This window comes from Haemophilus haemolyticus (genome assembly GCF_001008205.1).
GTDB classification, from domain to species: Bacteria; Pseudomonadota; Gammaproteobacteria; order Enterobacterales; family Pasteurellaceae; genus Haemophilus; species Haemophilus haemolyticus_Q.
Window position 1 is genome coordinate 33569 of sequence record NZ_LCTK01000003.1, and the last position, 25784, is coordinate 59352.

General features: G+C 39.0%; 39 protein-coding genes. 31 read left to right on the top strand and 8 right to left on the bottom strand.

Annotation, left to right across the window (positions count from 1 at the left end):
• Positions 1 to 4: 4 nt before the first annotated feature.
• The 30 genes from ftsE (at position 5) to rplQ (ending at position 15641) form a co-directional block, all read left to right on the top strand.
• The gene (ftsE, locus tag AAX18_RS00215) at positions 5 to 661 is read left to right on the top strand and encodes a cell division ATP-binding protein FtsE (protein WP_005635730.1); all 657 of its coding nucleotides are present in this window, start codon (positions 5 to 7) and stop codon (positions 659 to 661) included.
• Positions 662 to 670: 9 nt separating this feature from the next.
• Positions 671 to 1603: a permease-like cell division protein FtsX gene (ftsX, locus tag AAX18_RS00220; RefSeq protein WP_005625910.1), complete on the top strand. Its 933-nt coding sequence runs from the start codon at positions 671 to 673 to the stop codon at positions 1601 to 1603.
• A gap of 319 nt (positions 1604 to 1922) precedes the next feature.
• The gene (gene rpsJ / locus AAX18_RS00225) at positions 1923 to 2234 is read left to right on the top strand and encodes a 30S ribosomal protein S10 (RefSeq protein WP_001181005.1); all 312 of its coding nucleotides are present in this window, start codon (positions 1923 to 1925) and stop codon (positions 2232 to 2234) included.
• 16 nt (positions 2235 to 2250) lie between these two features.
• Positions 2251 to 2877 carry a 50S ribosomal protein L3 gene (rplC, locus tag AAX18_RS00230; RefSeq protein WP_005632753.1) on the top strand — a complete coding sequence of 209 codons (627 nt, stop codon included), beginning with the start codon at positions 2251 to 2253 and terminating at the stop codon, positions 2875 to 2877.
• 15 nt (positions 2878 to 2892) lie between these two features.
• Complete coding sequence (gene rplD, locus AAX18_RS00235; RefSeq protein ID WP_005625901.1) at positions 2893 to 3495, top strand: 50S ribosomal protein L4; 603 nt, start codon at positions 2893 to 2895, stop codon at positions 3493 to 3495.
• Complete coding sequence (rplW, locus tag AAX18_RS00240; protein WP_005625900.1) at positions 3492 to 3791, top strand: 50S ribosomal protein L23; 300 nt, start codon at positions 3492 to 3494, stop codon at positions 3789 to 3791. The genes rplD and rplW overlap by 4 nt, the downstream gene beginning before the upstream one ends.
• 17 nt (positions 3792 to 3808) lie before the next feature.
• Entirely contained in the window at positions 3809 to 4630 is an 822-nt protein-coding gene (gene rplB / locus AAX18_RS00245) for a 50S ribosomal protein L2 (protein WP_005625898.1), read from the top strand.
• 25 nt (positions 4631 to 4655) lie between these two features.
• On the top strand, positions 4656 to 4931 hold the full coding sequence (gene rpsS, locus AAX18_RS00250) for a 30S ribosomal protein S19 (RefSeq protein ID WP_005539416.1): 276 nt from the start codon (positions 4656 to 4658) through the stop codon (positions 4929 to 4931).
• Between the two features lie 11 nt (positions 4932 to 4942).
• Positions 4943 to 5275 (top strand): 50S ribosomal protein L22, encoded by a 333-nt coding sequence (gene rplV, locus AAX18_RS00255; RefSeq protein WP_005625897.1) that lies wholly within the window; start codon positions 4943 to 4945, stop codon positions 5273 to 5275.
• A gap of 17 nt (positions 5276 to 5292) precedes the next feature.
• Positions 5293 to 6000, top strand: coding sequence for a 30S ribosomal protein S3 (gene rpsC, locus AAX18_RS00260; protein WP_005625894.1), 708 nt, complete (start codon positions 5293 to 5295; stop codon positions 5998 to 6000).
• Positions 6001 to 6013: 13 nt separating this feature from the next.
• Positions 6014 to 6424 carry a 50S ribosomal protein L16 gene (rplP, locus tag AAX18_RS00265; RefSeq protein WP_005625890.1) on the top strand — a complete coding sequence of 137 codons (411 nt, stop codon included), beginning with the start codon at positions 6014 to 6016 and terminating at the stop codon, positions 6422 to 6424.
• Entirely contained in the window at positions 6424 to 6615 is a 192-nt protein-coding gene (rpmC, locus tag AAX18_RS00270; protein WP_005625888.1) for a 50S ribosomal protein L29, read from the top strand. Before rplP ends, rpmC begins: the two co-directional genes overlap by 1 nt.
• Positions 6615 to 6872, top strand: coding sequence for a 30S ribosomal protein S17 (gene rpsQ, locus AAX18_RS00275; protein ID WP_005625886.1), 258 nt, complete (start codon positions 6615 to 6617; stop codon positions 6870 to 6872). Before rpmC ends, rpsQ begins: the two co-directional genes overlap by 1 nt.
• A gap of 240 nt (positions 6873 to 7112) precedes the next feature.
• The gene (gene rplN / locus AAX18_RS00280; RefSeq protein ID WP_005548786.1) at positions 7113 to 7484 is read left to right on the top strand and encodes a 50S ribosomal protein L14; all 372 of its coding nucleotides are present in this window, start codon (positions 7113 to 7115) and stop codon (positions 7482 to 7484) included.
• Between the two features lie 10 nt (positions 7485 to 7494).
• Positions 7495 to 7806, top strand: a complete 312-nt coding sequence (rplX, locus tag AAX18_RS00285; protein WP_005625883.1) for a 50S ribosomal protein L24 — start codon at positions 7495 to 7497, stop codon at positions 7804 to 7806.
• 17 nt (positions 7807 to 7823) lie between these two features.
• On the top strand, positions 7824 to 8363 hold the full coding sequence (gene rplE / locus AAX18_RS00290; RefSeq protein WP_005625881.1) for a 50S ribosomal protein L5: 540 nt from the start codon (positions 7824 to 7826) through the stop codon (positions 8361 to 8363).
• Positions 8364 to 8374: 11 nt separating this feature from the next.
• Positions 8375 to 8680, top strand: a complete 306-nt coding sequence (gene rpsN / locus AAX18_RS00295) for a 30S ribosomal protein S14 (protein WP_005625879.1) — start codon at positions 8375 to 8377, stop codon at positions 8678 to 8680.
• Between the two features lie 36 nt (positions 8681 to 8716).
• The gene (gene rpsH, locus AAX18_RS00300; protein WP_005625877.1) at positions 8717 to 9109 is read left to right on the top strand and encodes a 30S ribosomal protein S8; all 393 of its coding nucleotides are present in this window, start codon (positions 8717 to 8719) and stop codon (positions 9107 to 9109) included.
• 15 nt (positions 9110 to 9124) lie between these two features.
• Positions 9125 to 9658 (top strand): 50S ribosomal protein L6, encoded by a 534-nt coding sequence (rplF, locus tag AAX18_RS00305; RefSeq protein ID WP_005625876.1) that lies wholly within the window; start codon positions 9125 to 9127, stop codon positions 9656 to 9658.
• A gap of 13 nt (positions 9659 to 9671) precedes the next feature.
• The gene (rplR, locus tag AAX18_RS00310) at positions 9672 to 10025 is read left to right on the top strand and encodes a 50S ribosomal protein L18 (protein ID WP_005625873.1); all 354 of its coding nucleotides are present in this window, start codon (positions 9672 to 9674) and stop codon (positions 10023 to 10025) included.
• 14 nt (positions 10026 to 10039) lie between these two features.
• Positions 10040 to 10540 (top strand): 30S ribosomal protein S5, encoded by a 501-nt coding sequence (gene rpsE, locus AAX18_RS00315; RefSeq protein WP_005625871.1) that lies wholly within the window; start codon positions 10040 to 10042, stop codon positions 10538 to 10540.
• A 6-nt stretch (positions 10541 to 10546) separates the two neighbouring features.
• A complete protein-coding gene (rpmD, locus tag AAX18_RS00320) occupies positions 10547 to 10726 on the top strand; it encodes a 50S ribosomal protein L30 (protein WP_005543631.1) in 180 nt (59 codons plus the stop codon).
• Between the two features lie 3 nt (positions 10727 to 10729).
• Positions 10730 to 11164 carry a 50S ribosomal protein L15 gene (rplO, locus tag AAX18_RS00325; protein ID WP_005625870.1) on the top strand — a complete coding sequence of 145 codons (435 nt, stop codon included), beginning with the start codon at positions 10730 to 10732 and terminating at the stop codon, positions 11162 to 11164.
• Between the two features lie 7 nt (positions 11165 to 11171).
• Positions 11172 to 12497, top strand: a complete 1326-nt coding sequence (gene secY, locus AAX18_RS00330) for a preprotein translocase subunit SecY (protein ID WP_005625869.1) — start codon at positions 11172 to 11174, stop codon at positions 12495 to 12497.
• Between the two features lie 28 nt (positions 12498 to 12525).
• Positions 12526 to 12639 carry a 50S ribosomal protein L36 gene (rpmJ, locus tag AAX18_RS00335; RefSeq protein ID WP_005625868.1) on the top strand — a complete coding sequence of 38 codons (114 nt, stop codon included), beginning with the start codon at positions 12526 to 12528 and terminating at the stop codon, positions 12637 to 12639.
• 141 nt (positions 12640 to 12780) lie between these two features.
• Positions 12781 to 13137 (top strand): 30S ribosomal protein S13, encoded by a 357-nt coding sequence (gene rpsM / locus AAX18_RS00340; protein WP_005625867.1) that lies wholly within the window; start codon positions 12781 to 12783, stop codon positions 13135 to 13137.
• 16 nt (positions 13138 to 13153) lie between these two features.
• Entirely contained in the window at positions 13154 to 13543 is a 390-nt protein-coding gene (gene rpsK, locus AAX18_RS00345; RefSeq protein WP_005543603.1) for a 30S ribosomal protein S11, read from the top strand.
• Positions 13544 to 13572: 29 nt separating this feature from the next.
• The gene (rpsD, locus tag AAX18_RS00350) at positions 13573 to 14193 is read left to right on the top strand and encodes a 30S ribosomal protein S4 (RefSeq protein WP_005625866.1); all 621 of its coding nucleotides are present in this window, start codon (positions 13573 to 13575) and stop codon (positions 14191 to 14193) included.
• A 31-nt stretch (positions 14194 to 14224) separates the two neighbouring features.
• The gene (locus AAX18_RS00355; RefSeq protein WP_005625865.1) at positions 14225 to 15214 is read left to right on the top strand and encodes a DNA-directed RNA polymerase subunit alpha; all 990 of its coding nucleotides are present in this window, start codon (positions 14225 to 14227) and stop codon (positions 15212 to 15214) included.
• A 40-nt stretch (positions 15215 to 15254) separates the two neighbouring features.
• A complete protein-coding gene (rplQ, locus tag AAX18_RS00360; protein ID WP_005625863.1) occupies positions 15255 to 15641 on the top strand; it encodes a 50S ribosomal protein L17 in 387 nt (128 codons plus the stop codon).
• Between the two features lie 120 nt (positions 15642 to 15761).
• Here rplQ and AAX18_RS00365 read toward each other — a convergent pair whose 3' ends face one another.
• Together AAX18_RS00365 and AAX18_RS00370 are read right to left on the bottom strand one after the other, a co-directional pair.
• Positions 15762 to 16358, bottom strand: a complete 597-nt coding sequence (locus AAX18_RS00365) for a Crp/Fnr family transcriptional regulator (protein WP_046952573.1) — start codon at positions 16356 to 16358, stop codon at positions 15762 to 15764.
• Between the two features lie 121 nt (positions 16359 to 16479).
• Positions 16480 to 17559, bottom strand: coding sequence for an anaerobic sulfatase maturase (locus tag AAX18_RS00370; protein WP_046952574.1), 1080 nt, complete (start codon positions 17557 to 17559; stop codon positions 16480 to 16482).
• Positions 17560 to 17695: 136 nt separating this feature from the next.
• On the opposite strand from AAX18_RS00370, the gene AAX18_RS00375 reads away from it, so the two are divergent.
• A complete protein-coding gene (locus tag AAX18_RS00375; RefSeq protein ID WP_032825368.1) occupies positions 17696 to 18505 on the top strand; it encodes a sulfite exporter TauE/SafE family protein in 810 nt (269 codons plus the stop codon).
• Between the two features lie 31 nt (positions 18506 to 18536).
• On the opposite strand, the gene ispC is transcribed toward AAX18_RS00375, so the two are convergent.
• The 6 genes from ispC to galU form a co-directional block, all read right to left on the bottom strand.
• The gene (ispC, locus tag AAX18_RS00380) at positions 18537 to 19730 is read right to left on the bottom strand and encodes a 1-deoxy-D-xylulose-5-phosphate reductoisomerase (RefSeq protein WP_046952575.1); all 1194 of its coding nucleotides are present in this window, start codon (positions 19728 to 19730) and stop codon (positions 18537 to 18539) included.
• A gap of 109 nt (positions 19731 to 19839) precedes the next feature.
• Positions 19840 to 20397 carry a ribosome recycling factor gene (frr, locus tag AAX18_RS00385; RefSeq protein ID WP_005632773.1) on the bottom strand — a complete coding sequence of 186 codons (558 nt, stop codon included), beginning with the start codon at positions 20395 to 20397 and terminating at the stop codon, positions 19840 to 19842.
• A gap of 150 nt (positions 20398 to 20547) precedes the next feature.
• Complete coding sequence (gene pckA / locus AAX18_RS00390; RefSeq protein ID WP_046952576.1) at positions 20548 to 22164, bottom strand: phosphoenolpyruvate carboxykinase (ATP); 1617 nt, start codon at positions 22162 to 22164, stop codon at positions 20548 to 20550.
• A gap of 173 nt (positions 22165 to 22337) precedes the next feature.
• Positions 22338 to 23219: an Hsp33 family molecular chaperone HslO gene (hslO, locus tag AAX18_RS00395; protein ID WP_046952577.1), complete on the bottom strand. Its 882-nt coding sequence runs from the start codon at positions 23217 to 23219 to the stop codon at positions 22338 to 22340.
• Positions 23220 to 23375: 156 nt separating this feature from the next.
• On the bottom strand, positions 23376 to 24749 hold the full coding sequence (gene argH, locus AAX18_RS00400) for an argininosuccinate lyase (protein WP_046952578.1): 1374 nt from the start codon (positions 24747 to 24749) through the stop codon (positions 23376 to 23378).
• A gap of 133 nt (positions 24750 to 24882) precedes the next feature.
• Positions 24883 to 25770 carry a UTP--glucose-1-phosphate uridylyltransferase GalU gene (gene galU, locus AAX18_RS00405; protein ID WP_005625842.1) on the bottom strand — a complete coding sequence of 296 codons (888 nt, stop codon included), beginning with the start codon at positions 25768 to 25770 and terminating at the stop codon, positions 24883 to 24885.
• Between the last annotated feature and the right edge of the window lie 14 nt (positions 25771 to 25784).

Here is a 25784-nt window from a genome sequence, read left to right on the forward strand (position 1 = left end):
AATTGTGATTAAGTTCTCAAATGTTTCTAAAGCCTATCATGGCGCAACACAGCCTGCGTTACAAGGCTTGAATTTTCATCTTCCTGTGGGAAGTATGACTTACTTAGTTGGGCATTCAGGCGCAGGGAAAAGTACATTACTCAAGCTTATTATGGGAATGGAAAAAGCCAATGCGGGTCAAATTTGGTTTAACGGGCACGATATTACTCGCTTGTCGAAATATGAAATTCCATTTCTGCGTCGCCAAATTGGTATGGTTCACCAAGATTATCGTTTACTAACAGATCGTACTGTGGTGGAAAATGTGGCATTGCCATTGATTATTGCAGGTATGCATCCAAAAGATGCGCATACACGTGCGATGGCATCTTTAGATCGTGTAGGATTGCGTAATAAAGCTCACTATTTGCCACCACAAATTTCTGGAGGGGAGCAGCAACGTGTTGATATTGCGCGTGCTATTGTGCATAAACCTCAGCTCTTACTAGCAGATGAGCCAACGGGTAACCTAGATGATGAACTTTCTTTAGGCATTTTTAATTTGTTTGAAGAATTTAATCGTCTCGGAATGACTGTGTTAATTGCTACTCACGACATTAATTTAATTCAACAAAAACCAAAACCTTGTCTTGTACTTGAACAAGGTTATTTACGTTATTAAGGAATAATCATGAGCCGACCAACGGATGCATCCTTTTTTGTTCAAACAGCCTATACTTTGCGTGCAGTATGGGCGGATTTATGGCAACGTAAATTTGGCACGCTGCTCACGATTTTGGTGATTGCTGTATCTCTGACGATCCCAACCGTGAGCTATTTAATGTGGAAAAATTTACATTTAGCGACCACTCAATTTTATCCTGAAAGTGAATTGACGATTTATCTTCACAAAAATTTAAGTGAAGAAGACGCGAATTTAGTGGTAGAGAAAATCCGTCAACAAGAAGGGGTGGAATCACTGAATTATGTCTCTCGTCAAGAAAGTTTAAAAGAATTCAAAAGTTGGTCTGGCTTTGGTGAAGAATTAGAAATTCTAGATGATAATCCATTACCTGCGGTCGTCATGGTAAAACCTACAAGCGAATTTAATGTTTCAGAAAAACGTGATGAGTTACGTACCAATTTAAATAAAATTAAAGGCGTGCAAGAAGTTCGCTTGGATAACGATTGGATGGAAAAATTAACCGCACTTTCTTGGTTAATCGCCCATGTGGCAATTTTCTGCACTGTATTAATGACGATAGCGGTATTTTTAGTTATTGGTAACAGTATTCGCTCTGATGTGTATAGTAGCCGATCAAGTATTGATGTGATGAAATTGCTTGGTGCAACAGATCAATTTATTCTTCGTCCTTATCTTTATACAGGGATGATTTATGCCGTGTTAGGTGGGTTAGTTGCTGCGATTTTTAGTAGCTTTATTATCAGCTATTTTACTTCTGCAGTGAAATACGTAACGGATATTTTTGCCGTTCAATTCAGTTTGAATGGATTAGGCGTTGGGGAATTTGTATTCTTATTAGTGTGCTGTTTAATTATGGGATATGTTGGTGCGTGGATTGTAGCAAAACGACATATTACGCTATTAGATAACCATCAATAATTTTAATATGCTAAGTGCGGTGATTTTTCTAGGTATTTTTCGATGAGAAAATACGGCGATAAATGACTGCACTTTTTATTTGCTTTGAATAAATCCCTTGCAATTTGTTTAACTTTTGTGTAGTATTTGCAGGCTTTCAATATGAAAGCCGTTTAATGTAATCATTTATTAAACGAGCATGACGATATGTCACGCTAAACAATGTTTCCGATTTGGAGACTATATAACAGGTAACTTGCACCTCCTTTTCTATTTTGAAGTTAGAATTGTGATTGGTGTTAGTTTTTTATTAGCTAAATTTTATTGGAGCTCTGGTCTAATGCAGAACCAAAGAATCCGTATCCGCTTAAAAGCTTTCGATCACCGTTTGATCGATCAATCTACTGCGGAGATCGTAGAAACAGCTAAACGTACTGGTGCACAAGTTCGTGGTCCAATCCCTTTACCAACTCGTAAAGAGCGTTTCACCGTGTTGATTTCTCCACACGTGAACAAAGATGCGCGTGATCAATACGAAATTCGTACACACAAACGTTTAGTAGATATCGTAGAGCCAACAGAAAAAACTGTTGATGCATTAATGCGTTTAGATTTGGCTGCCGGCGTGGACGTGCAGATCAGCCTAGGTTAATTAAGAGGTTATTACAATGATTGGTTTAGTCGGTCGTAAAGTTGGTATGACCCGTATCTTCAATGAAGACGGTGTTTCAGTACCAGTTACCGTTATCGAAATCGAAGCCAACCGCGTAACTCAAGTTAAAACTCTTGAAAACGATGGCTATACTGCAGTTCAAGTTACAACTGGTTCTAAAAAAGCGAATCGTGTAACTAAACCTGAAGCAGGCCATTTCGTGAAAGCAGGTGTTGAAGCTGGTCGCGGTTTATGGGAATTTCGTACTGAAGGTGAAGAATTCACTTTAGGTCAAGAAATCAATGTTGACATCTTTGCAGATGTTAAAAAAGTAGATGTTACTGGTACTTCTAAAGGTAAAGGTTTCCAAGGTGGTGTTAAACGTTGGAACTTCCGTACTCAAGATGCTACACACGGTAACTCTTTATCACATCGTGTACTTGGTTCTATTGGTCAAAACCAAACTCCAGGTCGTGTGTTTAAAGGTAAAAAAATGGCAGGACATTTAGGTGCTGAGCGTGTAACCGTTCAATCACTTGAAGTTGTTCGTGTAGATGCTGAGCGTAAATTGCTATTAGTAAAAGGTTCTGTACCTGGTGCTATCAATGGCGATGTTATCGTTAAGCCAGCAGTTAAAGCATAAGTCTAGGAGATAGAGATGGAATTACAAGTTGTAGGTGCAAACGCACTAACTGTTTCTGAAACTACCTTCGGACGTGAGTTTAACGAAGCGTTGATCCACCAAGTTGTTGTTGCTTATGCAGCAGGTGCGCGTCAAGGTACTCGTGCGCAAAAAACTCGTGCTGAAGTGTCTGGTTCAGGTAAAAAACCTTGGCGTCAAAAAGGTACAGGTCGTGCTCGTGCTGGTGATATCAAATCACCAATCTGGCGTTCTGGTGGTATAACCTTCGCGGCTAAACCACAAGATCACAGTCAAAAAGTGAACAAGAAAATGTACCGTGGTGCTATCAAAAGCATTCTTTCTGAATTAGTTCGTCAAGACCGTTTGGTTGTTGTTGAAAAATTCGAATTAGATGCACCAAAAACTAAAGTTTTAGTACAAAAATTAAAAGATTTAGCAGTTGAAGATGCGTTAATTATCACAGCAAGTTTAGATGAAAATCTATTCTTAGCAGCGCGTAACTTATACAAAGTTGATGTACGTGATGTTCAAGGTATCGATCCAGTTAGCTTAATCGCTTTCGATAAAGTGATTGTTACTGTTGACGCTGTGAAACAAATTGAGGAGATCCTAGCATGAGTCAAGAACGTTTGCTAAGCGTGCTACGTGCACCGCACATCTCTGAAAAAGCAACTAACAATGCTGAAAAATCTAACACTGTTGTACTTAAAGTTGCTTTAGATGCGAACAAAGCTGAAATTGCTGCTGCTGTTGCTCAATTATTTGAAGTAAAAGTTGACTCTGTTCGTACCGTGGTTGTTAAAGGTAAAACTAAACGCCGTGGTAGTAAAATGGGTCGTCGCAGCGACTGGAAAAAAGCTTATGTAACTTTAGCCGAAGGCCAAAACTTGGACTTCGTGGACAGTGCAGAGTAATCGGAGGAAATTAGAGAATGGCTATCGTTAAATGTAAGCCGACCTCCGCTGGTCGTCGTCACGTTGTTAAAATCGTGAACCCTGAATTACACAAGGGTAAACCTTACGCACCTCTTCTAGATACTAAATCTAAAACTGGTGGTCGTAACAACTATGGTCGTATTACTACTCGTCACATTGGTGGCGGTCACAAACAACACTACCGTTTAATCGATTTCAAACGTAACAAGTTAGACATCCCAGCGGTTGTTGAGCGTTTAGAATATGATCCAAACCGTTCTGCTAACATTGCTTTAGTGCTTTATAAAGATGGTGAACGCCGTTATATTTTAGCACCTAAAGGTCTGTCAGTAGGCGATCAAATCCAAGCTGGCGTAAACTCACCAATTAAAGTGGGTAACTCATTACCAATGCGTAATATCCCAGTTGGTTCAACAGTACATAACGTTGAATTAAAACCAGGTAAAGGCGGTCAAATCGCTCGTTCTGCTGGTGCTTATGTACAAATCATCGCACGTGAAGGCAACTATGTAACTTTACGTTTGCGTTCAGGCGAAATGCGTAAAGTATTAGCTGAATGTGTTGCTACAATCGGTGAAGTTGGTAACTCAGAACATATGCTTCGCGTATTGGGTAAAGCTGGTGCTAACCGCTGGAGAGGTATTCGCCCTACAGTTCGTGGTACTGCAATGAACCCAGTAGATCACCCACACGGTGGTGGTGAAGGTCGTAACTTTGGTAAACACCCAGTAACTCCTTGGGGCGTTCAAACCAAAGGTAAGAAAACTCGTCACAACAAACGTACTGATAAATATATCGTACGTCGTCGTGGCAAATAATAGATTAAATTAAAGAGGATTAGCCATGCCACGTTCTCTCAAGAAGGGTCCTTTCCTTGACCTACACTTGTTGAAGAAGGTAGAGAAGGCGGTGGAAAGCGGGGATAAAAAACCAATCAAAACTTGGTCCCGTCGTTCAATGATCATTCCATCAATGATCGGATTGACCATCGCAGTCCATAATGGTCGTCAGCACGTTCCTGTTTATGTATCTGATGAAATGATCGGTCATAAGCTTGGTGAATTTGCACCGACTCGTACATACCGCGGTCACGCGGCAGATAAGAAAGCTAAGAAATAAGAGGTAAAGAGATGGAAACTATCGCAAAACATCGTTACGCTCGCACTTCTGCCCAAAAAGCTCGCTTAGTTGCCGATTTAATTCGTGGTAAAAAAGTTGCGCAAGCATTAGAAATCTTAACTTTCACTAACAAAAAAGCAGCAGCTTTAGTGAAGAAAGTTTTAGAATCAGCTATTGCAAACGCAGAGCACAATGACGGTGCAGATATCGATGATCTTAAAGTTGCTAAAATCTTCGTTGATGAAGGTCCTAGCATGAAACGTGTTATGCCACGTGCTAAAGGTCGTGCAGATCGTATTTTAAAACGTACTAGCCACATTACTGTGGTTGTGTCAGATCGTTAATAAGTAGAGGAATAGCAATGGGTCAAAAAGTACATCCACATGGTATTCGCCTAGGTATTGTTAAACCTTGGAGCTCTACTTGGTTCGCGAATACACAAGACTTCGCTGACAATCTTGAAGGCGATTTCAAAGTACGCAAATTCTTAAATAAAGAATTAGCAAATGCTTCAGTTTCACGTATTACTATTGAGCGTCCAGCTAAAAGTATTCGTGTAACTATTCACACAGCTCGTCCTGGTATCGTAATCGGTAAAAAAGGCGAAGATGTTGAAAAATTACGTAACGCAGTGTCTAAAATCGCTGGCGTTCCTGCTCAAATCAACATTGCTGAAGTGAAAAAACCTGAATTAGATGCGAAATTAGTTGCAGATAGCATCGCTTCTCAATTAGAACGTCGTGTAATGTTCCGTCGTGCAATGAAACGTGCGGTACAAAGCGCAATGCGTTTAGGTGCTAAAGGTATCAAAGTTGAGGTTAGCGGTCGTTTAGGTGGTGCAGAAATCGCACGTTCAGAATGGTATCGTGAAGGTCGCGTACCTCTACATACTCTTCGTGCGGACATCGATTATAACACTGCAGAAGCTCACACAACTTACGGCGTAATCGGCGTTAAAGTGTGGATCTTCAAAGGTGAAATTCTTGGTGGAATGGCTGCCGTTGCGCAATCAGAACAACAACCTGCCGACAAGCCTAAAAAGGCTCCTCGCGGTAAAGGTCGTAAGTAAGGAGAAACGCTAAATGTTGCAACCAAAACGTACAAAATTCCGTAAAGTTCACAAAGGCCGCAACCGTGGTATCGCGGGCGGTACTGAAGTTAGTTTCGGTACTTACGGTTTAAAAGCAGTTGGTCGTTGTCGTTTAACCGCTCGTCAAATCGAAGCGGCACGTCGTGCAATGTCACGTGCAGTAAAACGTCAAGGTAAAATCTGGATTCGTGTATTCCCAGATAAACCAATTACTGAAAAACCATTAGAAGTCCGTATGGGTAAAGGTAAAGGTAACGTTGAGTACTGGGTAGCCTTAATCCAACCGGGTAAAGTGCTTTATGAAATGGATGGTGTGTCTGAAGAAGTAGCAAGAAACGCATTTGCATTAGCAGCTGCTAAATTGCCAGTTAAGACCACTTTCGTAACTAAGACGGTGATGTAATGAAAGCTCAAGATTTACGTACAAAAAGTGTTGAAGAGCTGAATGCTGAATTAGTAAACCTTTTAGGTGAACAATTCAAGTTGCGTATGCAGACAGCCACCGGTCAGCTTCAACAAACCCATCAGGCTAAACAAGTGCGTCGTGATATTGCACGTGTAAAAACTGTATTAACCGAAAAGGCGGGTGAGTAATGACTGATAAAATTCGTAGCGTACAAGGTAAAGTTGTTAGCGACAAAATGGAAAAATCTTTCGTTGTTGCTATTGAACGTAAGGTAAAACACCCTTTATATGGTAAATTTATCCGTCGTACAACTAAATTACACGTACACGATGAGAATAATGAAGCCAAAGTTGGTGATACCGTAGAGATTCGCGAATGTCGCCCTCTATCAAAAACCAAATCTTGGACTTTAGTTCGCGTTGTTGAGAAAGCAGTTATTGCTTAATTAATAACAAAGAGTAATAAAATAAAAGCCAATAGTGTAAATCTATTGGCTTTTTTTACATTTAAGTATTGTAAATTTCAACCGCATTTTTAGTAAATGGGCTAAGAGGATAAAGGTAAATTATCATTGCCTTTCTCTTTTTCTTTTGATAAAATCCCACAGCTATCCGCCATTCTGTCTCAGTAGTGCGGATGGGTTCGTCCCGAAAGGGTGTTTTTTTAATCTTAACGGAGCACTAATATGATCCAAGAACAGACTATGCTGGATGTTGCTGATAATTCAGGCGCTCGCAGCGTAATGTGTATCAAGGTTCTAGGTGGATCGCACCGTCGTTATGCTGCGATTGGTGACATCATCAAAATTACTGTAAAAGAAGCAATTCCACGCGGTAAAGTAAAAAAAGGTGATGTATTAAAAGCAGTTGTTGTGCGCACCAAGAAGGGTGTTCGTCGCCCAGATGGCTCAGTTATTCGTTTCGATGGTAACGCTTGTGTAATTTTAAATAATAACACTGAGCAACCAATCGGTACTCGTATTTTTGGACCAGTGACTCGTGAACTTCGTTCTGAGAAATTCATGAAGATCATTTCTTTAGCTCCAGAAGTACTGTAAGGGGAATGTAATGGCTGCTAAAATCCGTCAAAATGATGAAGTAATTGTTCTTACTGGTAAAGATAAGGGCAAACGTGGCAAGGTAACTAAAGTGTTACCAAACGGTAAAGTGTTTGTTGAAGGTATCAACATTATTACTAAACATGAAAAACCAGTTCCTGCATTAGGAAAAGTTGGTGGTTTAGTGAAAAAAGAAGCTGCAATTGACGCTTCAAATGTTGCGATTTTCAATCCTAAAACAAATAAAGCTGACCGTGTAGGTTTTAGATTCGAAGACGGCAAAAAAGTACGTTTCTTCAAATCTAACAATGAAATTATCTAACAAACTGGAGTAATGCGATGGCGAAACTGCATGATTACTACAGAGATCAAGTAGTAAGCGAATTAAAAAATAAATTCGGCTACAAATCTGTCATGCAAGTCCCACGAATCGAAAAGATTACCCTGAATATGGGTGTGGGTGAAGCATTGACCGACAAAAAATTGCTAGACAACGCAGTAGCGGACTTAGCAGCAATCAGCGGTCAAAAACCTTTAGTAACTAAAGCTCGTAAATCTGTTGCTGGCTTTAAAATCCGTCAGGGATATCCAATCGGTTGTAAAGTAACACTACGCGGTGAGCGTATGTGGGAGTTCTTTGAACGTTTAATTACAATTGCTGTTCCACGTATTCGTGACTTCCGCGGTTTAAGCGCGAAATCATTCGATGGTCGTGGTAACTATAGCATGGGTGTGCGTGAACAAATCATCTTCCCTGAAATCGATTACGATAAAGTAGATCGTGTACGTGGTTTAGATATCACTATCACAACTACTGCTAAGAATGATGAAGAAGGTCAAGCACTACTTGCTGCCTTTAATTTCCCATTCCGTAAATAAGGCAGGTTATAATGGCTAAACAATCAATGAAAGCACGCGATGTAAAACGCGTTAAATTGGCTGAAAAATTCTACGCAAAACGTGTTGAATTAAAGAAAATCATTTCTGATGTCAATGCCTCTGATGAAGATCGTTGGGATGCAGTGTTAAAGTTACAAACTTTACCACGTGATTCTAGCCCATCTCGTCAACGTAACCGTTGCCGCCAAACTGGACGTCCTCATGGCGTTTTACGTAAGTTTGGTTTAAGCCGAATTAAGGTTCGTGAAGCTGCAATGCGCGGTGAAATCCCAGGCCTTAAAAAAGCGAGCTGGTAATATACCACTTTATTTTGGAATCGGAGAAAAAGTACAATGAGTATGCAAGATCCAATCGCAGATATGCTGACCCGTATTCGTAACGGTCAAGCTGCGAACAAAGTTGCAATCAATATGCCTTCTTCCAAGCTAAAAGTGGCAATTGCCAACGTATTAGCTGCTGAAGGTTATATCGAAAGCGTAAAAGTTTTAGAAGGTGCTAAACCTGAATTGGAAATTACTTTAAAATATTTCCAAGGCAAACCAGTTGTAGAAAGCATCCAACGTGTAAGTCGTCCTGGTCTTCGTATTTACAAACGTAAAGATGAATTACCAAAAGTTATGGGCGGTTTAGGTGTTGCAGTTATTTCTACATCTAAAGGTGTTATGACTGACCGCGCTGCTCGTCAAGCAGGTTTAGGCGGTGAGATCATCTGTTATGTAGCTTAATAGAGAGGTAGGAAAATGTCTCGTGTTGCAAAGGCACCTGTTAATATTCCTGCCGGCGTTGAAGTTAAACTCGACGGTCAGCTATTAACAGTAAAAGGTAAAAATGGCGAGTTATCTCGCAAAATTCATGAATCAGTTGAAGTAAAACAAGATAACGGACAATTTACGTTCACTCCACGTGAAGGTTTTGTTGAAGCAAATGCTCAATCGGGTACTGCACGTGCATTAGTTAATGCAATGGTTATCGGTGTTACTGAAGGTTTCACTAAAAAATTGGTATTGGTGGGTGTAGGTTACAGAGCTCAACTTAAAGGCAATGCAATTGCATTAAGTTTAGGCTATTCTCACCCAGTAGAGCATACTTTACCGGCAGGTATTACTGCAGAATGTCCATCTCAAACCGAAATCGTGTTGAAAGGTGCAGACAAACAGTTGATCGGTCAAGTTGCAGCAGATATTCGTGCTTATCGCCGTCCTGAGCCTTATAAAGGTAAAGGGGTACGTTACGCTGATGAAGTGGTACGTATCAAAGAGGCTAAGAAGAAATAATTAAGGTAACACTATGGATAAGAAATCAGCTCGTATCCGTCGTGCAGCTCGTGCACGTCATATGATGAGAGAGCAAGGTGTAACTCGTTTAGTTATTCACCGCACTCCACGTCATATTTATGCACAAGTTATTGCACCAAACGGTTCAGAAGTGCTTGCCGCTGCTTCAACTGTTGAGAAAGCAATTCGTGAGCAAGTAAAATACACCGGTAATAAAGATGCTGCTGCTGCAGTAGGTAAAGCTGTTGCAGAACGCGCATTAGCAAAAGGCGTTCAAGCTGTTGCTTTTGATCGTTCCGGTTTTAAATATCATGGTCGTGTCCAAACTTTAGCGGACGCTGCACGTGAAGCTGGTCTACAGTTCTAATGAGGTAAATTGAGATGTCAAACATCGAAAAACAAGTTGGTGAACTGCAAGAGAAGCTAATCGCAGTAAACCGTGTATCAAAAACTGTAAAAGGTGGTCGTATTATGAGTTTCACTGCATTAACTGTGGTGGGCGATGGTAATGGCCGAGTAGGTTTTGGTTATGGTAAAGCACGCGAAGTTCCAGCAGCGATCCAAAAAGCAATGGAAAAAGCACGTCGTAATATGATTAACGTTGCTTTGAATGAAGGTACATTACAGCATCCAGTTAAAGGTGTACATACTGGTTCACGTGTATTTATGCAGCCAGCAAGCGAAGGTACAGGTATCATCGCTGGTGGTGCAATGCGTGCAGTATTAGAAGTTGCAGGTGTACGTAACGTTCTTTCTAAAGCGTATGGTTCTACCAACCCAATTAACGTTGTTCGTGCAACTATTGATGCATTAGCAAACATGAAATCACCAGAAATGGTTGCTGCAAAACGCGGTAAAACTGTTGATGAAATCTTGGGGTAATGAATAATGGCTAAAACTATTAAAGTAACACAAGTTCGTAGTTCAATTGCTCGTTTACCGAAGCATAAAGCTACCTTGCGTGGTCTTGGTCTTCGCCATATGCACCACACTGTTGAGTTAATTGATACGCCTGCAGTACGTGGTATGATTAACCAAGTTTCATACATGGTTAAAGTGGAGGAGTAAGAGATGCGTTTAAATACTCTATCTCCGGCTGAAGGTGCAAAGCATAGCGCTAAACGCCTTGGTCGTGGTATTGGTTCAGGTTTAGGCAAGACAGGTGGCCGTGGTCATAAAGGTCAAAAATCTCGTACTGGTGGCGGTGTTCGTCGCGGTTTCGAAGGTGGTCAAATGCCGTTATACCGTCGTTTACCAAAATTTGGTTTCACTTCAATGAAAGCTGCAGTAACTGCAGAAGTTCGTTTGAATGAATTAACCAAAGTTGAAGGTAATGTAGTAACCTTAGAAACATTAAAAGCAGCAAATATCTTAACTAAAGATATCCAATTCGCTAAAGTAGTTTTAGCGGGTGAAGTGAAATCTGCAGTAACAGTTCGTGGTTTGCGTGTAACTAAGGGTGCAAAAGCAGCAATTGAAGCTGCTGGCGGTTCAGTTGAGGAATAATTAGCAAATGGCTAAACAACCAGGTTATCAAGCAAGAAGTACTAATAGCGGTAAAGGTGAATTAAAAAGCCGATTACTTTTCGTTTTAGGTGCGCTTATCGTTTACCGAATTGGTTCTTTCATTCCGGTTCCTGGTATTGATGCGGCTGTGCTAGCTCAATTAGTTGAACAACAAAAAGGCACCATCATTGACATGTTTAACATGTTCTCTGGTGGTGCATTAAGCCGTGCATCTATCTTAGCATTAGGTATTATGCCGTATATCTCGGCATCTATTGTAATTCAGTTGCTTGCAACGGTTTCTCCTGCTTTAGCAGAATTAAAGAAAGAAGGTGCTGCTGGTCAACGTAAAATTTCTAAGTATACTCGGTATGCGACAGTTGTTTTTGCAACCATTCAGGCAGTAGCTATTTCAACAGGTTTACCAAATATGTTACCTGGCTTAGTGCCAAATGTTGGATTTGGTTTTTACTTCACTTCAGTTGTTAGCTTAGTAACTGGAACTATGTTCCTCATGTGGTTAGGTGAACAAATTACTGAAAGAGGTATTGGTAACGGTATTTCAATTCTTGTTTTTGGCGGTATCGTAGCTGGTTTACCATCGGCTATACTTCAAACTATTGAGCAGGCTCGTCAAGGACAGATGCATCCATTAGTGCTTCTTCTTATCGCAGCTATTGTATTTGCAGTAACTTATTTCGTTGTTTTTGTTGAAAGAGGACAGCGTAGAATTCGCGTTGAATATGCAAAGCGTCAACAAGGTCGTCAAATTTTAGGTGGTCATTCGACACATTTACCATTGAAAGTAAATATGGCAAACGTAATGCCGGCAATTTTTGCCTCAAGTATTATTTTATTTCCTGCTACCTTAACTCAATGGTTTGGACAAAATGATAAGTTTGAGTGGTTAAATAACTTATCTATGCTGTTGAATCCGGGTCAACCTCTTTATTTGCTTGTTTATGCTGTAGCAATTATTTTCTTTAGCTTCTTTTACACTGCAATGCAGTATAATCCGCGAGATACAGCAGATAATCTAAAAAAATCTGGTGCATTTATTCCAGGAATTAGACCAGGGGAACAAACATCTCGTTATATTGATAAAGTTATGACTCGTCTTACACTGATTGGCGGTCTTTATGTAACGTTTGTGTGTTTAGTTCCTTATATTATGACATCGGCTTGGGATGTTAAATTTTACTTCGGTGGAACATCTCTTTTAATTGTAGTCGTTGTAATTATGGATTTCATCGTGCAGGTTCAGAGTCACTTAATGTCGTCTCAATATGAGTCTGCGTTGAAAAAAGCAAACCTTAAAGGTTTTGGACAATAATTGTTCATTTAGTAGAAAAGGATAAGCAATGAAAGTTCGTGCTTCCGTAAAGAAAATGTGTCGTAACTGTAAAATTGTTAAACGTGAAGGTGTTGTACGCGTATTGTGCAGCGATCCTAAACATAAACAACGTCAAGGTTAATTCATATTTTTTCTTGCAAAGAACCAGTTGAGCAGTTATACTGCTCAACTCATTTATGTCCTTGGTATTCTGTTTGAGTATCCTGAAAACGGGCTTTTCAAGATCAGAATACCAAATTAGTTAAAATAATAGGAGTGCATAGTGGCCCGTATTGCAGGCATTAACATTCCTGATCACAAACACGCTGTAATCGCTTTAACTGCAATTTACGGTATTGGTAAGACTCGTTCAAAAGCTATTTGTGCTGCAGCGGGTATTGCTGAAGATGTTAAGATCAGAGAATTGTCTGAAGAGCAGATTGACAAACTGCGTGACGAAGTTGGTAAATTTACCGTTGAAGGTGATTTACGTCGTGAAGTAACACTAAACATCAAACGTCTTTTAGACTTAGGTTGTTATCGTGGTTTACGTCACCGTCGTAGTTTACCGGTACGTGGTCAACGTACTAAAACTAATGCGCGTACCCGTAAGGGTCCACGTAAGCCGATCAAAAAATAGTCGGGGTAAATAAAGAATGGCTAAAACACCAGTTCGTGCACGTAAACGTGTAAAAAAACAAGTCGTAGATGGCGTAGCACATATTCACGCATCTTTCAATAATACAATCGTTACTATTACTGACCGTCAAGGTAACGCTCTAGCATGGGCGACTGCAGGTGGTTCAGGTTTCCGTGGTTCTCGTAAATCTACCCCGTTCGCTGCGCAAGTTGCTGCTGAACGTTGTGCTGAAATTGTTAAAGAATTCGGCTTAAAGAACTTGGAAGTTATGGTTAAAGGTCCGGGTCCAGGTCGTGAATCTACAATTCGCGCGTTAAACGCAGCGGGTTTCCGTATCACGAATATTACTGATGTGACTCCGATTCCTCATAACGGTTGTCGTCCACCGAAAAAACGTCGCGTTTAAGACGTATATAGGATAGTTGGAGAAAGAAAATGGCAAGATATTTGGGTCCAAAACTCAAGCTCAGCCGTCGTGAAGGTACTGATTTATTTCTTAAATCAGGCGTGCGTGCGATTGATTCAAAATGTAAAATTGATACAGCACCTGGTCAACATGGTGCTCGTAAACCGCGTTTGTCTGACTATGGTAGTCAATTACGTGAAAAACAAAAAGTTCGTCGTATCTATGGTATTTTAGAACGTCAATTCCGTAACTACTATAAAGAAGCAAACCGTTTAAAAGGTAACACTGGTGAAAATTTATTAGTGTTATTAGAAGGTAGATTGGATAACGTTGTTTATCGCATGGGATTTGCTGCAACTCGTGCAGAAGCTCGCCAATTAGTGAGCCATAAAGCGATTGTTGTAAATGGTCGTGTTGTTAACATTCCATCTTTCCAAGTTTCTGTAAATGATGTTGTTGCTGTTCGTGAGAAATCTAAAAAACAAGCACGTATTAAAGCGTCATTAGAATTAGCAGAACAAAGAGAAAAACCAACATGGTTAGAAGTTGATTCTGCAAAAATGGAAGGTGTGTTCAAACGTGTTCCTGAACGTTCTGATTTATCAGCAGATATTAACGAACATCTGATCGTTGAGCTTTACTCTAAATAATAGTTAAGCTTAAAAGCAAAGAGAGGATAAAATGCAGGGTTCTGTTACAGAATTTTTAAAACCACGTTTAGTAGATATTGAACAAATTAGTTCAACTCATGCTAAAGTGATCTTAGAGCCGTTAGAGCGTGGTTTTGGCCATACTCTAGGTAATGCATTACGTCGTATCCTTCTGTCTTCAATGCCAGGTTGTGCTGTAACTGAAGTGGAAATTGATGGCGTATTGCACGAATATAGTAGTAAGGAAGGTGTTCAAGAAGATATTCTTGAAGTTCTTTTAAACCTTAAAGGTCTAGCGGTTAAAGTACAGAATAAAGATGATGTTATTCTGACACTAAATAAATCTGGAATTGGCCCTGTTGTTGCAGCGGATATCACCCATGATGGTGATGTTGAAATTGTGAATCCGAATCATGTAATCTGTCACTTAACTGACGAAAATGCATCAATCAGTATGCGTATTCGAGTTCAGCGTGGTAGAGGATATGTTCCAGCTTCAGCTCGCACTCATAGTCAAGCAGAGGAGCGCCCAATTGGTCGCTTACTTGTTGATGCTTGTTACAGCCCAGTTGATCGCATTGCATATAATGTTGAAGCAGCTCGTGTTGAACAACGTACCGACCTAGATAAACTTGTTATCGAGTTAGAAACTAATGGAACCCTTGAGCCTGAAGAAGCAATTCGTCGTGCTGCAACAATCTTAGCAGAGCAACTCGATGCATTCGTTGATTTGCGTGATGTTCGTCAACCTGAGATTAAGGAAGAAAAACCGGAATTTGATCCGATTTTATTACGTCCTGTAGATGATTTAGAGTTGACAGTTCGTTCTGCTAACTGTTTGAAAGCAGAAACAATTCATTATATCGGTGATTTAGTACAACGTACAGAAGTTGAATTATTAAAAACACCTAATCTTGGTAAGAAATCTCTTACTGAAATTAAGGATGTGCTCGCTTCACGTGGCTTGTCACTTGGTATGCGCCTTGAAAATTGGCCACCAGCAAGTATTGCTGAAGACTAGTTTGGTCATAGGTTAAGATTTTTCTGAGAAGGATAAGATCATGCGCCATCGTAAGAGTGGTCGTCAACTAAACCGTAATAGCAGCCATCGCCAAGCGATGTTTCGTAACTTAGCAAGTGCTTTAGTTAGTCATGAAATCATTAAGACTACTTTGCCTAAAGCTAAAGAATTACGCCGTGTAGTTGAACCGTTAATTACATTAGCAAAAGTAGATAGCGTTGCAAACCGTCGTTTAGCATTCGCTCGTACTCGCAACGTTGAAACTGTTGCAAAATTATTTAATGAATTAGGTCCACGTTTTGCTCAACGTGCAGGTGGTTACACTCGCATTTTGAAATGTGGTTTCCGTGTAGGCGATAATGCACCAATGGCATACATTGAGTTAGTTGATCGCCCAGAAGTTGCTGAAGCAGCTACTGAGGAATAAAAATCAATTCAAAGGAAAAGCTCACTTTATAGTGAGCTTTTTTATTTTATATGTAAGTAAAAAGAGCTTTATTTACTGAAAAATTATTTAGATAGATAGTTCAAAACCATAATATTGAATTTAAGAGCAGATTCGTAAATGTCTTGTATTTTTGTCTAGAATTCCTTGTTTCTTTAATTCTTGACTAATACGAATGGCAGTTTCTGTTTCGCATCCACAAAATTCAGCTACTTCTCGGTAGGTCCAAGGATAATCGGGATAACTTTCAGTTAGATTTTCAATTGCATCAATTATACGCTCGTAGCTTCGTTTATAGGCTGTACTACTTACTCGGTGTTCTGCGTCATATAATTCATTCGAAAGTTGTTTCATAAGATAGCGGGAAAAATCAGGATTATTTGCGATAAAAGTAGTGTGATTTCCAGGAAATATACGAATAATATCTGCTTCTAGTAATACCTTTGCACTACAATGATAAGTTGTTTCACTAAAGATTGTTCTAAACCCAAAATACTCGTTAGCATGATAAAGTCGAATCAAGGTTTCTTTACCATTTTCTAAGCTATGATAAAGCCCGACAAGCCCTCGTTTTAAAAAATAAAATTCTTTAGGTTTTTCACCTTGAGTATAAATTAAGCTGTTTTTCCCTAGTGTTTTACTTTCAGAAATAATGCATTGGTGTAAGTTTTGAGGTAAATAAGGTGATGAGCTTGACATAAATATCCTTTTAATACATAAACAACTTTAGGTTACTATACAAATTTCTGTTTTTATCCGCTATAAGCAAGTTTTAAAAGTGTTAACTTGGTAACAAAATTTTTATTTTAAATGAATAATGTTATTTTGCGTTACCAAAGCATTTTGCAAATTCTTTCAAATAGGGTTCCATGTGAGAGAGCGCTGCATAATAGGCTTCACAGAGTTGATTATGTGGTTTTCCAAATCCTTGAACAGTTCGATGTTTTGGGCAACCTCCATGACAGGCAAAACGAAATTTACAGCTTTTGCATCGTTCGGAAAGAAAGGATTTCGCTGAACTAAAATGTTTTTGTTTTATGTTATCAACTAATGTTACTACTGGTGTTTCTATGAGGTTTCCCAATTTGTATTCAGGGTATACATAATGATCGCAACTATAAATATCGCCATTTTGTTCAATAACTAATTGATCACCGCAGGTTTCACGAAAAATACATAAATCAGGTTGTAATCCAAGATAAGCCATAAACCATTGTTCAATAAATTGAATCCCAATCTTTCCTACATCATTGGCGTACCATTCATCAAAAATATTAATTAGAAACTGGCCATAATCCTTTGCAGAGGCTTGTTGCTTATAATCTCCCATTAGTGGAATAAATTGCATATATAGTGATCCAATTCGTTTTAGAAAATGATAGATTTCTTTGCCATGTAGAACATTTAGATTATGCACTACAGTGAGAGTATTAAAAGACACTTGATAGTTATGTAGTAAATCTAGTGCATCTATTACTTGTTGAAATGTGCCTTTGCCATTTTTAGTTAAACGATAGGTATCGTGTAAGTGTTTTGGACCATCTATAGAAAGCCCCACAAGAAAATTATGATCATGTAGAAAACGACACCAATCGGCATTAAGTAATATACCATTGGTTTGTAGCGAATTTTCAATTTGTTTCCCATTAGCGTATTTATGCTGAAAATCGACCGCTCTTTTATAGAAATCAAGGCCTGCCATGGTTGGTTCACCGCCTTGCCAGAGGAAAGTTACTTGTTGTTGAGGGGCTGTTTCTATGTAAGATCTGATATAGGTTTCTAATACCTCATCACTCATGGCCCGTTGATTTAAATGAGGTTTTTCCAAGTAAAAGCAATACTGGCAATCTAAATTACAAATTGAGCCAGTAGGTTTTGCCATTAATTGAAATGCGTTCATACATCATATCCTTTCTATTTTTTTCATCATAACAGAATATTTTTAAGTGTATATGATGCTGATCATAAGATATGCTCATCCCCTTACGCCACAATTAGAATATATTATTAAGCTGATTTTCTTGATAGGAGTAGCAATGGCAATTAGTACAATTTTTATCTTACTGATTTGCGGTATTTGTACCAATATGGTTTCTGCTATTTTGGGTATTGGCGGTGGGGTCTTGATGGTGCCAATTTTACGTACATTATTTCCAGAATTGCCGATTCAAGTTATTTCAGCTACGTCACTCACCATTGTAATGTGTACCGCATTGATTAACTTATTATTTTTCCATAAGCAAAAAATCAAAATTGATTATATCAATATGATTTTATGGTCTATTGCTATGGTGATTGGCGTGCAAATTGGTTTTGAATTAAGTTTTTATTTTTCTACAGCGATAATTAGTTTAATTTTTACAGTCAGTTTGAGTGCACTTGCGATTAAAACATTTTTAAACAGATCGAGAACACAAATAGAAGTGTCTAATATGTCTCCTATAGAACGAGCTAAAGGTAGTATTAGTTGCTGCGGAGGAGGCTTAATTGCCGGTATTACAGGTATTGGAGGCGGATCTATCCTTGCTCCGCTTGTAGGCCAATTAAAAGGGGTAAAAACGCAGCAAATTGCCGTTTATACGAACTACATGATGATTATTGGTGGGATTGGTAATTTATATGGCTATCTCACAAGAGCCTTTCCTTATGATGTCAGTCTAAGTGGTCAATTAGGATATGTAAATTTTCTTGTGGTTGGTGTCGTTACTCTGGGGTCATTTGGAATGAGTTTCTTCTCAATGAAATTGCGTGGATTAATGAATCCGGCTTTAACAAGAAAATTATTGGCGATTATTTTATTTTGTATTGCAGCCTATATGTGCATTTTGGAATTTGTATGCCATTAAATCGAATAAACTAGACCTAGTTATTCTAGGTCTATTCCCTAATTAGCGTTTTCGCAATCTCTCTTGCTTGTGCATCAATTTCGAGTACATCATCAATATTTTGAATGGTATAAGGCGAAATTTTCTCAATTGTTTTTGCATTAATTTTTGCAATATCCATAAAGCTAATTTGACGATCTAAAAATGCTTGTACGGCAATTTCATTAGCTGCATTCATTGCTGTTGTCGCATACTGACCCGCAGCAAAGGCATCAATAGCCAGTTTTAAATTTGGATAACGATTAAAATCAGGTTCAATAAACGTCAGTTCTTTGACTTTAAAGAAATCGAGTGGTTCTACCCCAGCAAAAGTGCGCTGAGGATATGCCATAGTTTCTGCAATTGGTGTACGCATATCTGGATTTCCCATTTGAGCAATGACTGAGCCATCAACATAACGTACCATAGAATGAATAATCGATTGTGGATGAATAATGACTTCCATTTCTTCCGCACTTGCGTTGAAAAGCCAGCGAGCCTCAATGTATTCCAAGCCCTTATTCATCATTGTAGCTGAATCGACAGAGATTTTTTTACCCATAGACCAATTAGGGTGCGCAACTGCTTGTTCTGGTGTGATACTAGCAAACTGTTCGAGTGGTGTGTAATGAAATGGCCCGCCAGAACCAGTGAGTATAATTTTACTTACACCTAATTCAGAAAGTGGGCAAAAACCGATTTTTTCTTGTGCTTCTGGCGGTAACGATTGAAAAATAGCATTATGTTCACTATCTACTGGTAAAAGTTTTGCACCATAGTTTTTTACGGCATCAATAAAAAGCTGTCCGCAGGTTACCAATGATTCTTTATTTGCCAGTAATACCCGTTTACCCGCTTTAACCGCTGAAAGAGTCGGTAATAATCCTGCTGCGCCAACAATCGATGCCATTATCTGATCGGCATCTGGGTGTGCTGCAAGTTCACAAATAGCTTGTTGTCCTGCTAATACTTCCGTTGAAATATGATGCGCAATTAATTTCTCACGTAAAATTTTAGCAGCATTTACATCATCAAGAGCAGCAAAGTGAGGTCGGAATTTTATGCATTGTTCAAACATTGCTTCTACATTTTTTCCGCCGACGAGTGCAAATGCATGATATTTCTGAGGGTTATTTTCGATAACAGAGAGGGTACTCTTACCGATTGATCCCGTTGAACCAAGAATGACAATGTTTTGTTTTTGCATAGAATCTTTACCGCACTTTTGTTGATTATATTTTTATTGGTACGTCTAAATTCGCATACCTAATAAAATAAAGGCAGACAAAACTGTCTGCCTTTCGCATTTTTTATGATTAGAAATCCATTAATTCTTTTTCTTTATCCGCTAATACTTCATCTACTTTTTTAATGTAAATATCTGTGATTTTTTGGATTTCTTCTTCTGCTTTATGTTGTTCGTTTTCACTGATTTCTTTGTCTTTTAATAATGCTTTGATTTTATCATTCGCATCACGACGCACATTACGAACCGCAACTTTACCTTGTTCACCTTCGCCTTTCACAATTTTGATTAAATCACGACGGCGTTCTTCTGTTAATGGAGGAAGCGGAACACGGATTGTGGTACCCGCTGAAGATGGGTTTAAACCTAAATCTGAGGTTAAAATTGCTTTTTCTACCGCGGAGATTAAAGAACGATCAAAAACAGTTACAGCTAATGTACGCGCATCTTCTGCCACTACGTTTGCTAATTGGCGAAGTGGGGTCGCTGCACCATAATATTCAACTTGAATTGCATCAAGTAAACTTGGTTGTGCACGACCGGTACGGATTTTCGAAATATGGCCTTTTAATGCTTCAAGGCTTTTTTCCATACGATCTTGAGCATCTTTTTTAATTTGGTTAAGCATTGCATTGTCCTTTTAATTGACGAAAGTTAAAACGCGGTGATTTTACTGGATTTTTGTAAATTTTTGAATACATTTATCAGCTTGAAAACAGATAAAAAATGACCGCACTTCAGTTACCCAAAGTGCGGTTAATATTTTTAGTATTTTTAATTAAGCTTTAGGACCAGCTGCAATTAAAGCTTTACCTTCTTCGTTAGTTGCATATTTAACAAAGTTTTTCACAAAGCGACCAGCTAAGTCTTCAGCTTTTGATTGCCATTGTGCTTTATCTGCGTAAGTATCACGAGGATCTAAGATTGCAGAATCTACACCTGGTAATGCTTTAGGAATTGCTAAGTTGAAGATTGGTAATTCGCCCATTTCAGCTTTTTCAATTGAGCCATCTAAGATTGCATCAATGATTCCGCGAGTATCTTTGATTGAGATACGTTTGCCTGTGCCATTCCAACCAGTATTCACTAAGTAAGCTTCAGCGCCTGCTGCTTGCATACGTTTTACTAACACTTCAGCATATTGAGTTGGGTGAAGGGTTAAGAACGCTGCACCGAAACATGCTGAGAAAGTTGGAGTTGGTTCGGTAATACCACGTTCAGTACCTGCTAATTTTGCAGTGAAACCTGATAAGAAGTAGTATTTAGTTTGTTCGGGTGTCAATTTAGATACAGGTGGTAATACGCCAAATGCATCTGCAGTTAAGAAAATAACTTTCGTTGCGTGACCAGCACGAGAAACTGGTTTTACGATGTTATCGATGTGATAAATTGGGTAAGACACGCGAGTATTTTCTGTTTTTGAACCATCATCGAAATCAACAGAACCATCTGCACGAACAACCACGTTTTCTAATAATGCATCACGACGGATAGCGCGGTAAATATCCGGTTCATTTTCTTCTGAAAGGTGAATGGTTTTCGCATAGCAACCACCTTCAAAGTTAAAGATACCCACATCATCCCAACCGTGCTCATCATCACCGATTAATTCACGTTTTGGATCGGTTGAAAGTGTTGTTTTACCTGTGCCAGATAAGCCGAAGAAGATTGCTACATCACCATCTTTACCTACGTTAGCTGAGCAGTGCATTGCGCCAACACCTTTAAGTGGTAGGAAGTAGTTCATCATTGAGAACATACCTTTTTTCATTTCACCGCCGTACCAAGTACCACCGATTAATTGAATGCGCTCAGTTAAGTTGAAGGCAACGAAGTTTTCTGAATTTAAACCTTGTTCTTTCCAGTTTGGATTGGTTACTTTAGAACCATTCATTACAACGAAATCTGGTTCAAAGTTTTTGAGTTGTTCTTCAGTTGGGCGAATAAACATGTTTTTCACAAAATGAGCTTGCCATGCAACTTCAGTTACAATACGTACTGCAATACGGTCGTGTTCGCTAGCGCCACAGAAACCATCAACCACAAATAAGCGTTTACGAGAAAGTTGGTTAGTCACCAAGTCTTTTAAGCTTTTCCATGTAGCTTGGTTCATTGGTTTGTTGTCATTTTTCGCTGCTTCAGATGTCCACCAAACAGTATCTTTGGTCTTTTCATCTAACACGATATATTTATCTTTTGGTGAACGGCCAGTGAAGATACCAGTATCTACAGCTACTGCACCAGTCGTAGTTAAAGTACCTTTTTCAAAGCCTTCTAAACCTGGATTGGTTTCTTCTTCGAACAATTGCTCGTAGCTTGGATTATAGACAACTTCTTTTACATCATAAATGCCTAGCGCTTCAAGTTCTTTAACTACTTTGTTTAAGTCTGTCATAAGTCACCTCTAATATTTAAGATTAAAATTTAACTGTTGCCCATTCTAGAGAATGTCAATGCAAAAAAATGTTAACTAGATCTCATTTTTGAAAAATTATAGCTCTCCATTACCTATTTTTAGGTGTATTGATGATGTAGATCAAAAATCCCGACATGGCGTCGGGATTGTTTTTAAAGTTTTGTTGATTTTAATTTTTCAATCGCTTCTTTATTAAAGAAGTAGTGTGTGCCACAACATTCACATTGCATATCAATACTGCCTTTATGCTCGACTAATATTTCGTCAATTTCTTCATCAGAGATGAGCAGTAATACAGAACCAGAACGCTCAGCAGAGCAGCCACAGAAAAATTGTACATCTTGTGCTGGATAAAGATTGACGGTTTCTTCGTGATATAAACGATAGAGTAACTCTTCTGCAGGGAGACCAAATAATTCTTCATCTTTTACTGTTGCTGCGAGCGTAGTTAAATGCTCAAAATCTTCTGGTGTACCAGAACCATCAGGCATAATCTGTAATAGCATACCTGCTGCCACTGGCTTTCCTTCATATTCTCCAGTACGAATAATTAATTGAGTTTGAAGCTGTTCTGAGCGTACAAAATAATCTTCTAAGCATTCTGTGATCGTCGGTTTATCCAGACTAATTACACCTTGATAGCGTTCACCTTCTTTTGGTGCAATAGTAATGACCAATACGCCTTTACCAATCATATTATGCAGACTCATATTTTCAGTGATGTTCCCATCCACTCGAGCAAGGGCGCGGATTTGTTGTTGATCATTGCCATTTACTAATGCTAAGCGTAATGGACCATCGCCTTGAATTTGTACGGTGATATTGCCGTCAAATTTTAGTGTGGCAGTGAGCAAATTAGTCGCCACCATCATTTCACCTAATAAATCTTGTACTGCTTTAGGATACTGATGGGTATTTAATGTATCAGTGAATGTTTTATTTAAGCGAACCCATTCCCCACGAACCGCACGGTTTTGGAAAAGATAACGGTAAAGCTTGTCATTGTTTTGAGTATAGTCTTGTTGATTGGTCATTGATCATTCCTAATTGAAATAAAAAGTGCGGTAGTTTTTCCCGCACTTTTTGTTTTTATCATCTTATTTAAGTGTCGCTAGTCATAATTGGGACTATTCAGTGGATTGCAAGGGAGTCTTGTGAAATCCAATTGTGATATGCGTGTTAAAATATGATTAAGCAAATCTTGTTTTGGCTTCAGCAATAGCTTCGGCAACACGCAATGGCGATACACCACCTTTTGCACAACGCTTGTCTAAGCAAGATTGGAGGGAAAGAATCTCGTAAACATCATCTCCCACTACTTCACTAAATTGGCGGAATTCAGGGATAGTAAGATCTTCTAATCCTTTGCCTTTCTCGATTGCATAAACAACCGTTTCACCCACGATATGATGGGAATCTCGGAAAGGTACGCCCTTAGAGACTAAATAATCAGCTAATTCAGTTGCGTTTGAATATCCTTTTAACGCGGCTTCACGAGTACGTTCAACATTTACTTTCAATTCATCTAATACGAACGTTGCCATATCTACACAGTTTTGCCAAGTATCTAATGAATCAAAAATGCCCTCTTTGTCTTCTTGCATATCTTTATTATACGCAAGTGGCAAGCCTTTTAAGGTGACTAGAATACCTGTTAATGAGCCAATCACTCTGCCGGCTTTGCCCCGAATTAACTCACATGCATCAGGATTTTTCTTTTGTGGCATTAATGATGAGCCAGAAGTCACGCGGTCGGATAATTCCACGAAATTTGCCTCTCCGCTGTTAAAGATAATCATATCTTCAGCAAAGCGGGAAAGATGCGCCATACTGAGGGATGCGATGGAAAGTAACTCCACGATATGATCGCGATCAGAGACGCTATCTAAGCTATTTCTAGTTGCGAAAGCAAAACCAAGATAGTGTGCAAGTGAATCACGATCTACCGCATAGGCCGTACCAGCCAGCGCACCACTACCAAGTGGGCAGGTATTCATTCGATTATACGCATCTGTTAAACGTGTATAGTCGCGCTCAAACATTTCCACATATGCCATACACCAATGGGCAAAAGTGATAGGTTGAGCTCGTTGTAAATGGGTATAGCCAGGCATTACTGCTTGTTGTGTGTTTTCTGCGGTTTGAACTAAGTGGCGTTGCAAATTACGTACTGATTCTTGTAATTCAACCACACGTTGTTTACACCATAGTTTTATATCTACTGCCACTTGATCGTTACGGCTACGGCCAGTATGTAATTTTTTACCAAGGTTGCCTACTTTATCAATTAGCTTACTTTCAACCCAACTATGAATATCTTCAGCATCATCTTGTAAAATTGCTTGCGGATTTGACCGCACTTCAATAAGTAATTCATTTAGTGCTTGTTCAAGTTGATGCTGTTCTTCGATCGTTAATATATTTACTTTCACTAAGGCTTTGGACCAACCAATTGAGCCTTGAATATCCTGTTCTGCCAAACGATAATCAAAACGTAACGAGTCATTAAAATCTTTAAAACGTTTATCCGCTGCCTGCGTAAAACGCCCACCCCAAAGTGCCATAATCTTTCCTTCTTATTTAATTAATTATTCTATTATTGTGCATATTTATGCATAAAGCAATATTCTATATTAATAATAAAACAAAAATGGACAAAATCTTTCATTTTGTCCATTTTATCTGTATTAGTGGTATTTATAGCGTTTTTGCTAAATTCTTGATAAAGGTTTTGAATTCTTTACCTAATTTTTCGTGACGAATACCGTATTCTACGAAAGCTTCCATGTAGCCAATTTTATCACCACAGTCGAATGTTTCACCTGTCATATGGAATGCTTCAACAGTTTCTTTTTCAATGAGCATATCAATCGCATCGGTTAATTGGATTTCATCACCAACACCGATTGGCGTCTTTTCCAACAAGTCCCAAATTGCTGCTGAGAAAACGTAACGACCCACTACAGCAAGGTTTGATGGCGCATCTTCAACGGCTGGTTTTTCAACAATGCTATTAATTTTTGCACTTTCACCACTATTAAGAACTATGCCACCACAGTCTGCAACACCATAGCTACTCACATTTTCTTGTGGAACAGGCGTTACCATAATTTGGCTTGCACCAGTTTCATTAAAGCGTTTAATCATTGCAGAAAGATTTTCTTTTTTCTGGTCTGCACTGAAATCGGCTAACAATACGTCAGGTAATACAACAGCAAATGATTCATTGCCTACAAGTGGGCGACCGCACAACACGGCGTGACCAAGTCCTTTTGCATTACCTTGGCGAACATGCATGATAGTTACATCTTTTGGACAGATAGAACGCACTTCTTCTAGAAGTTGACGCTTAACACGTTTTTCTAGCATTGTTTCTAGTTCAAAAGAGGTATCAAAATGGTTTTCTATAGCATTTTTTGATGAATGCGTGACAAGCACAATTTCTTTTATGCCAGCTGCAACACATTCATTTACCACGTATTGAATCAATGGTTTATCAACCAAAGTAAGCATTTCCTTCGGAATTGCCTTCGTGGCAGGCAACATACGTGTACCAAGGCCGGCTACAGGAATAATTGCTTTCATAATATAAAATCCAT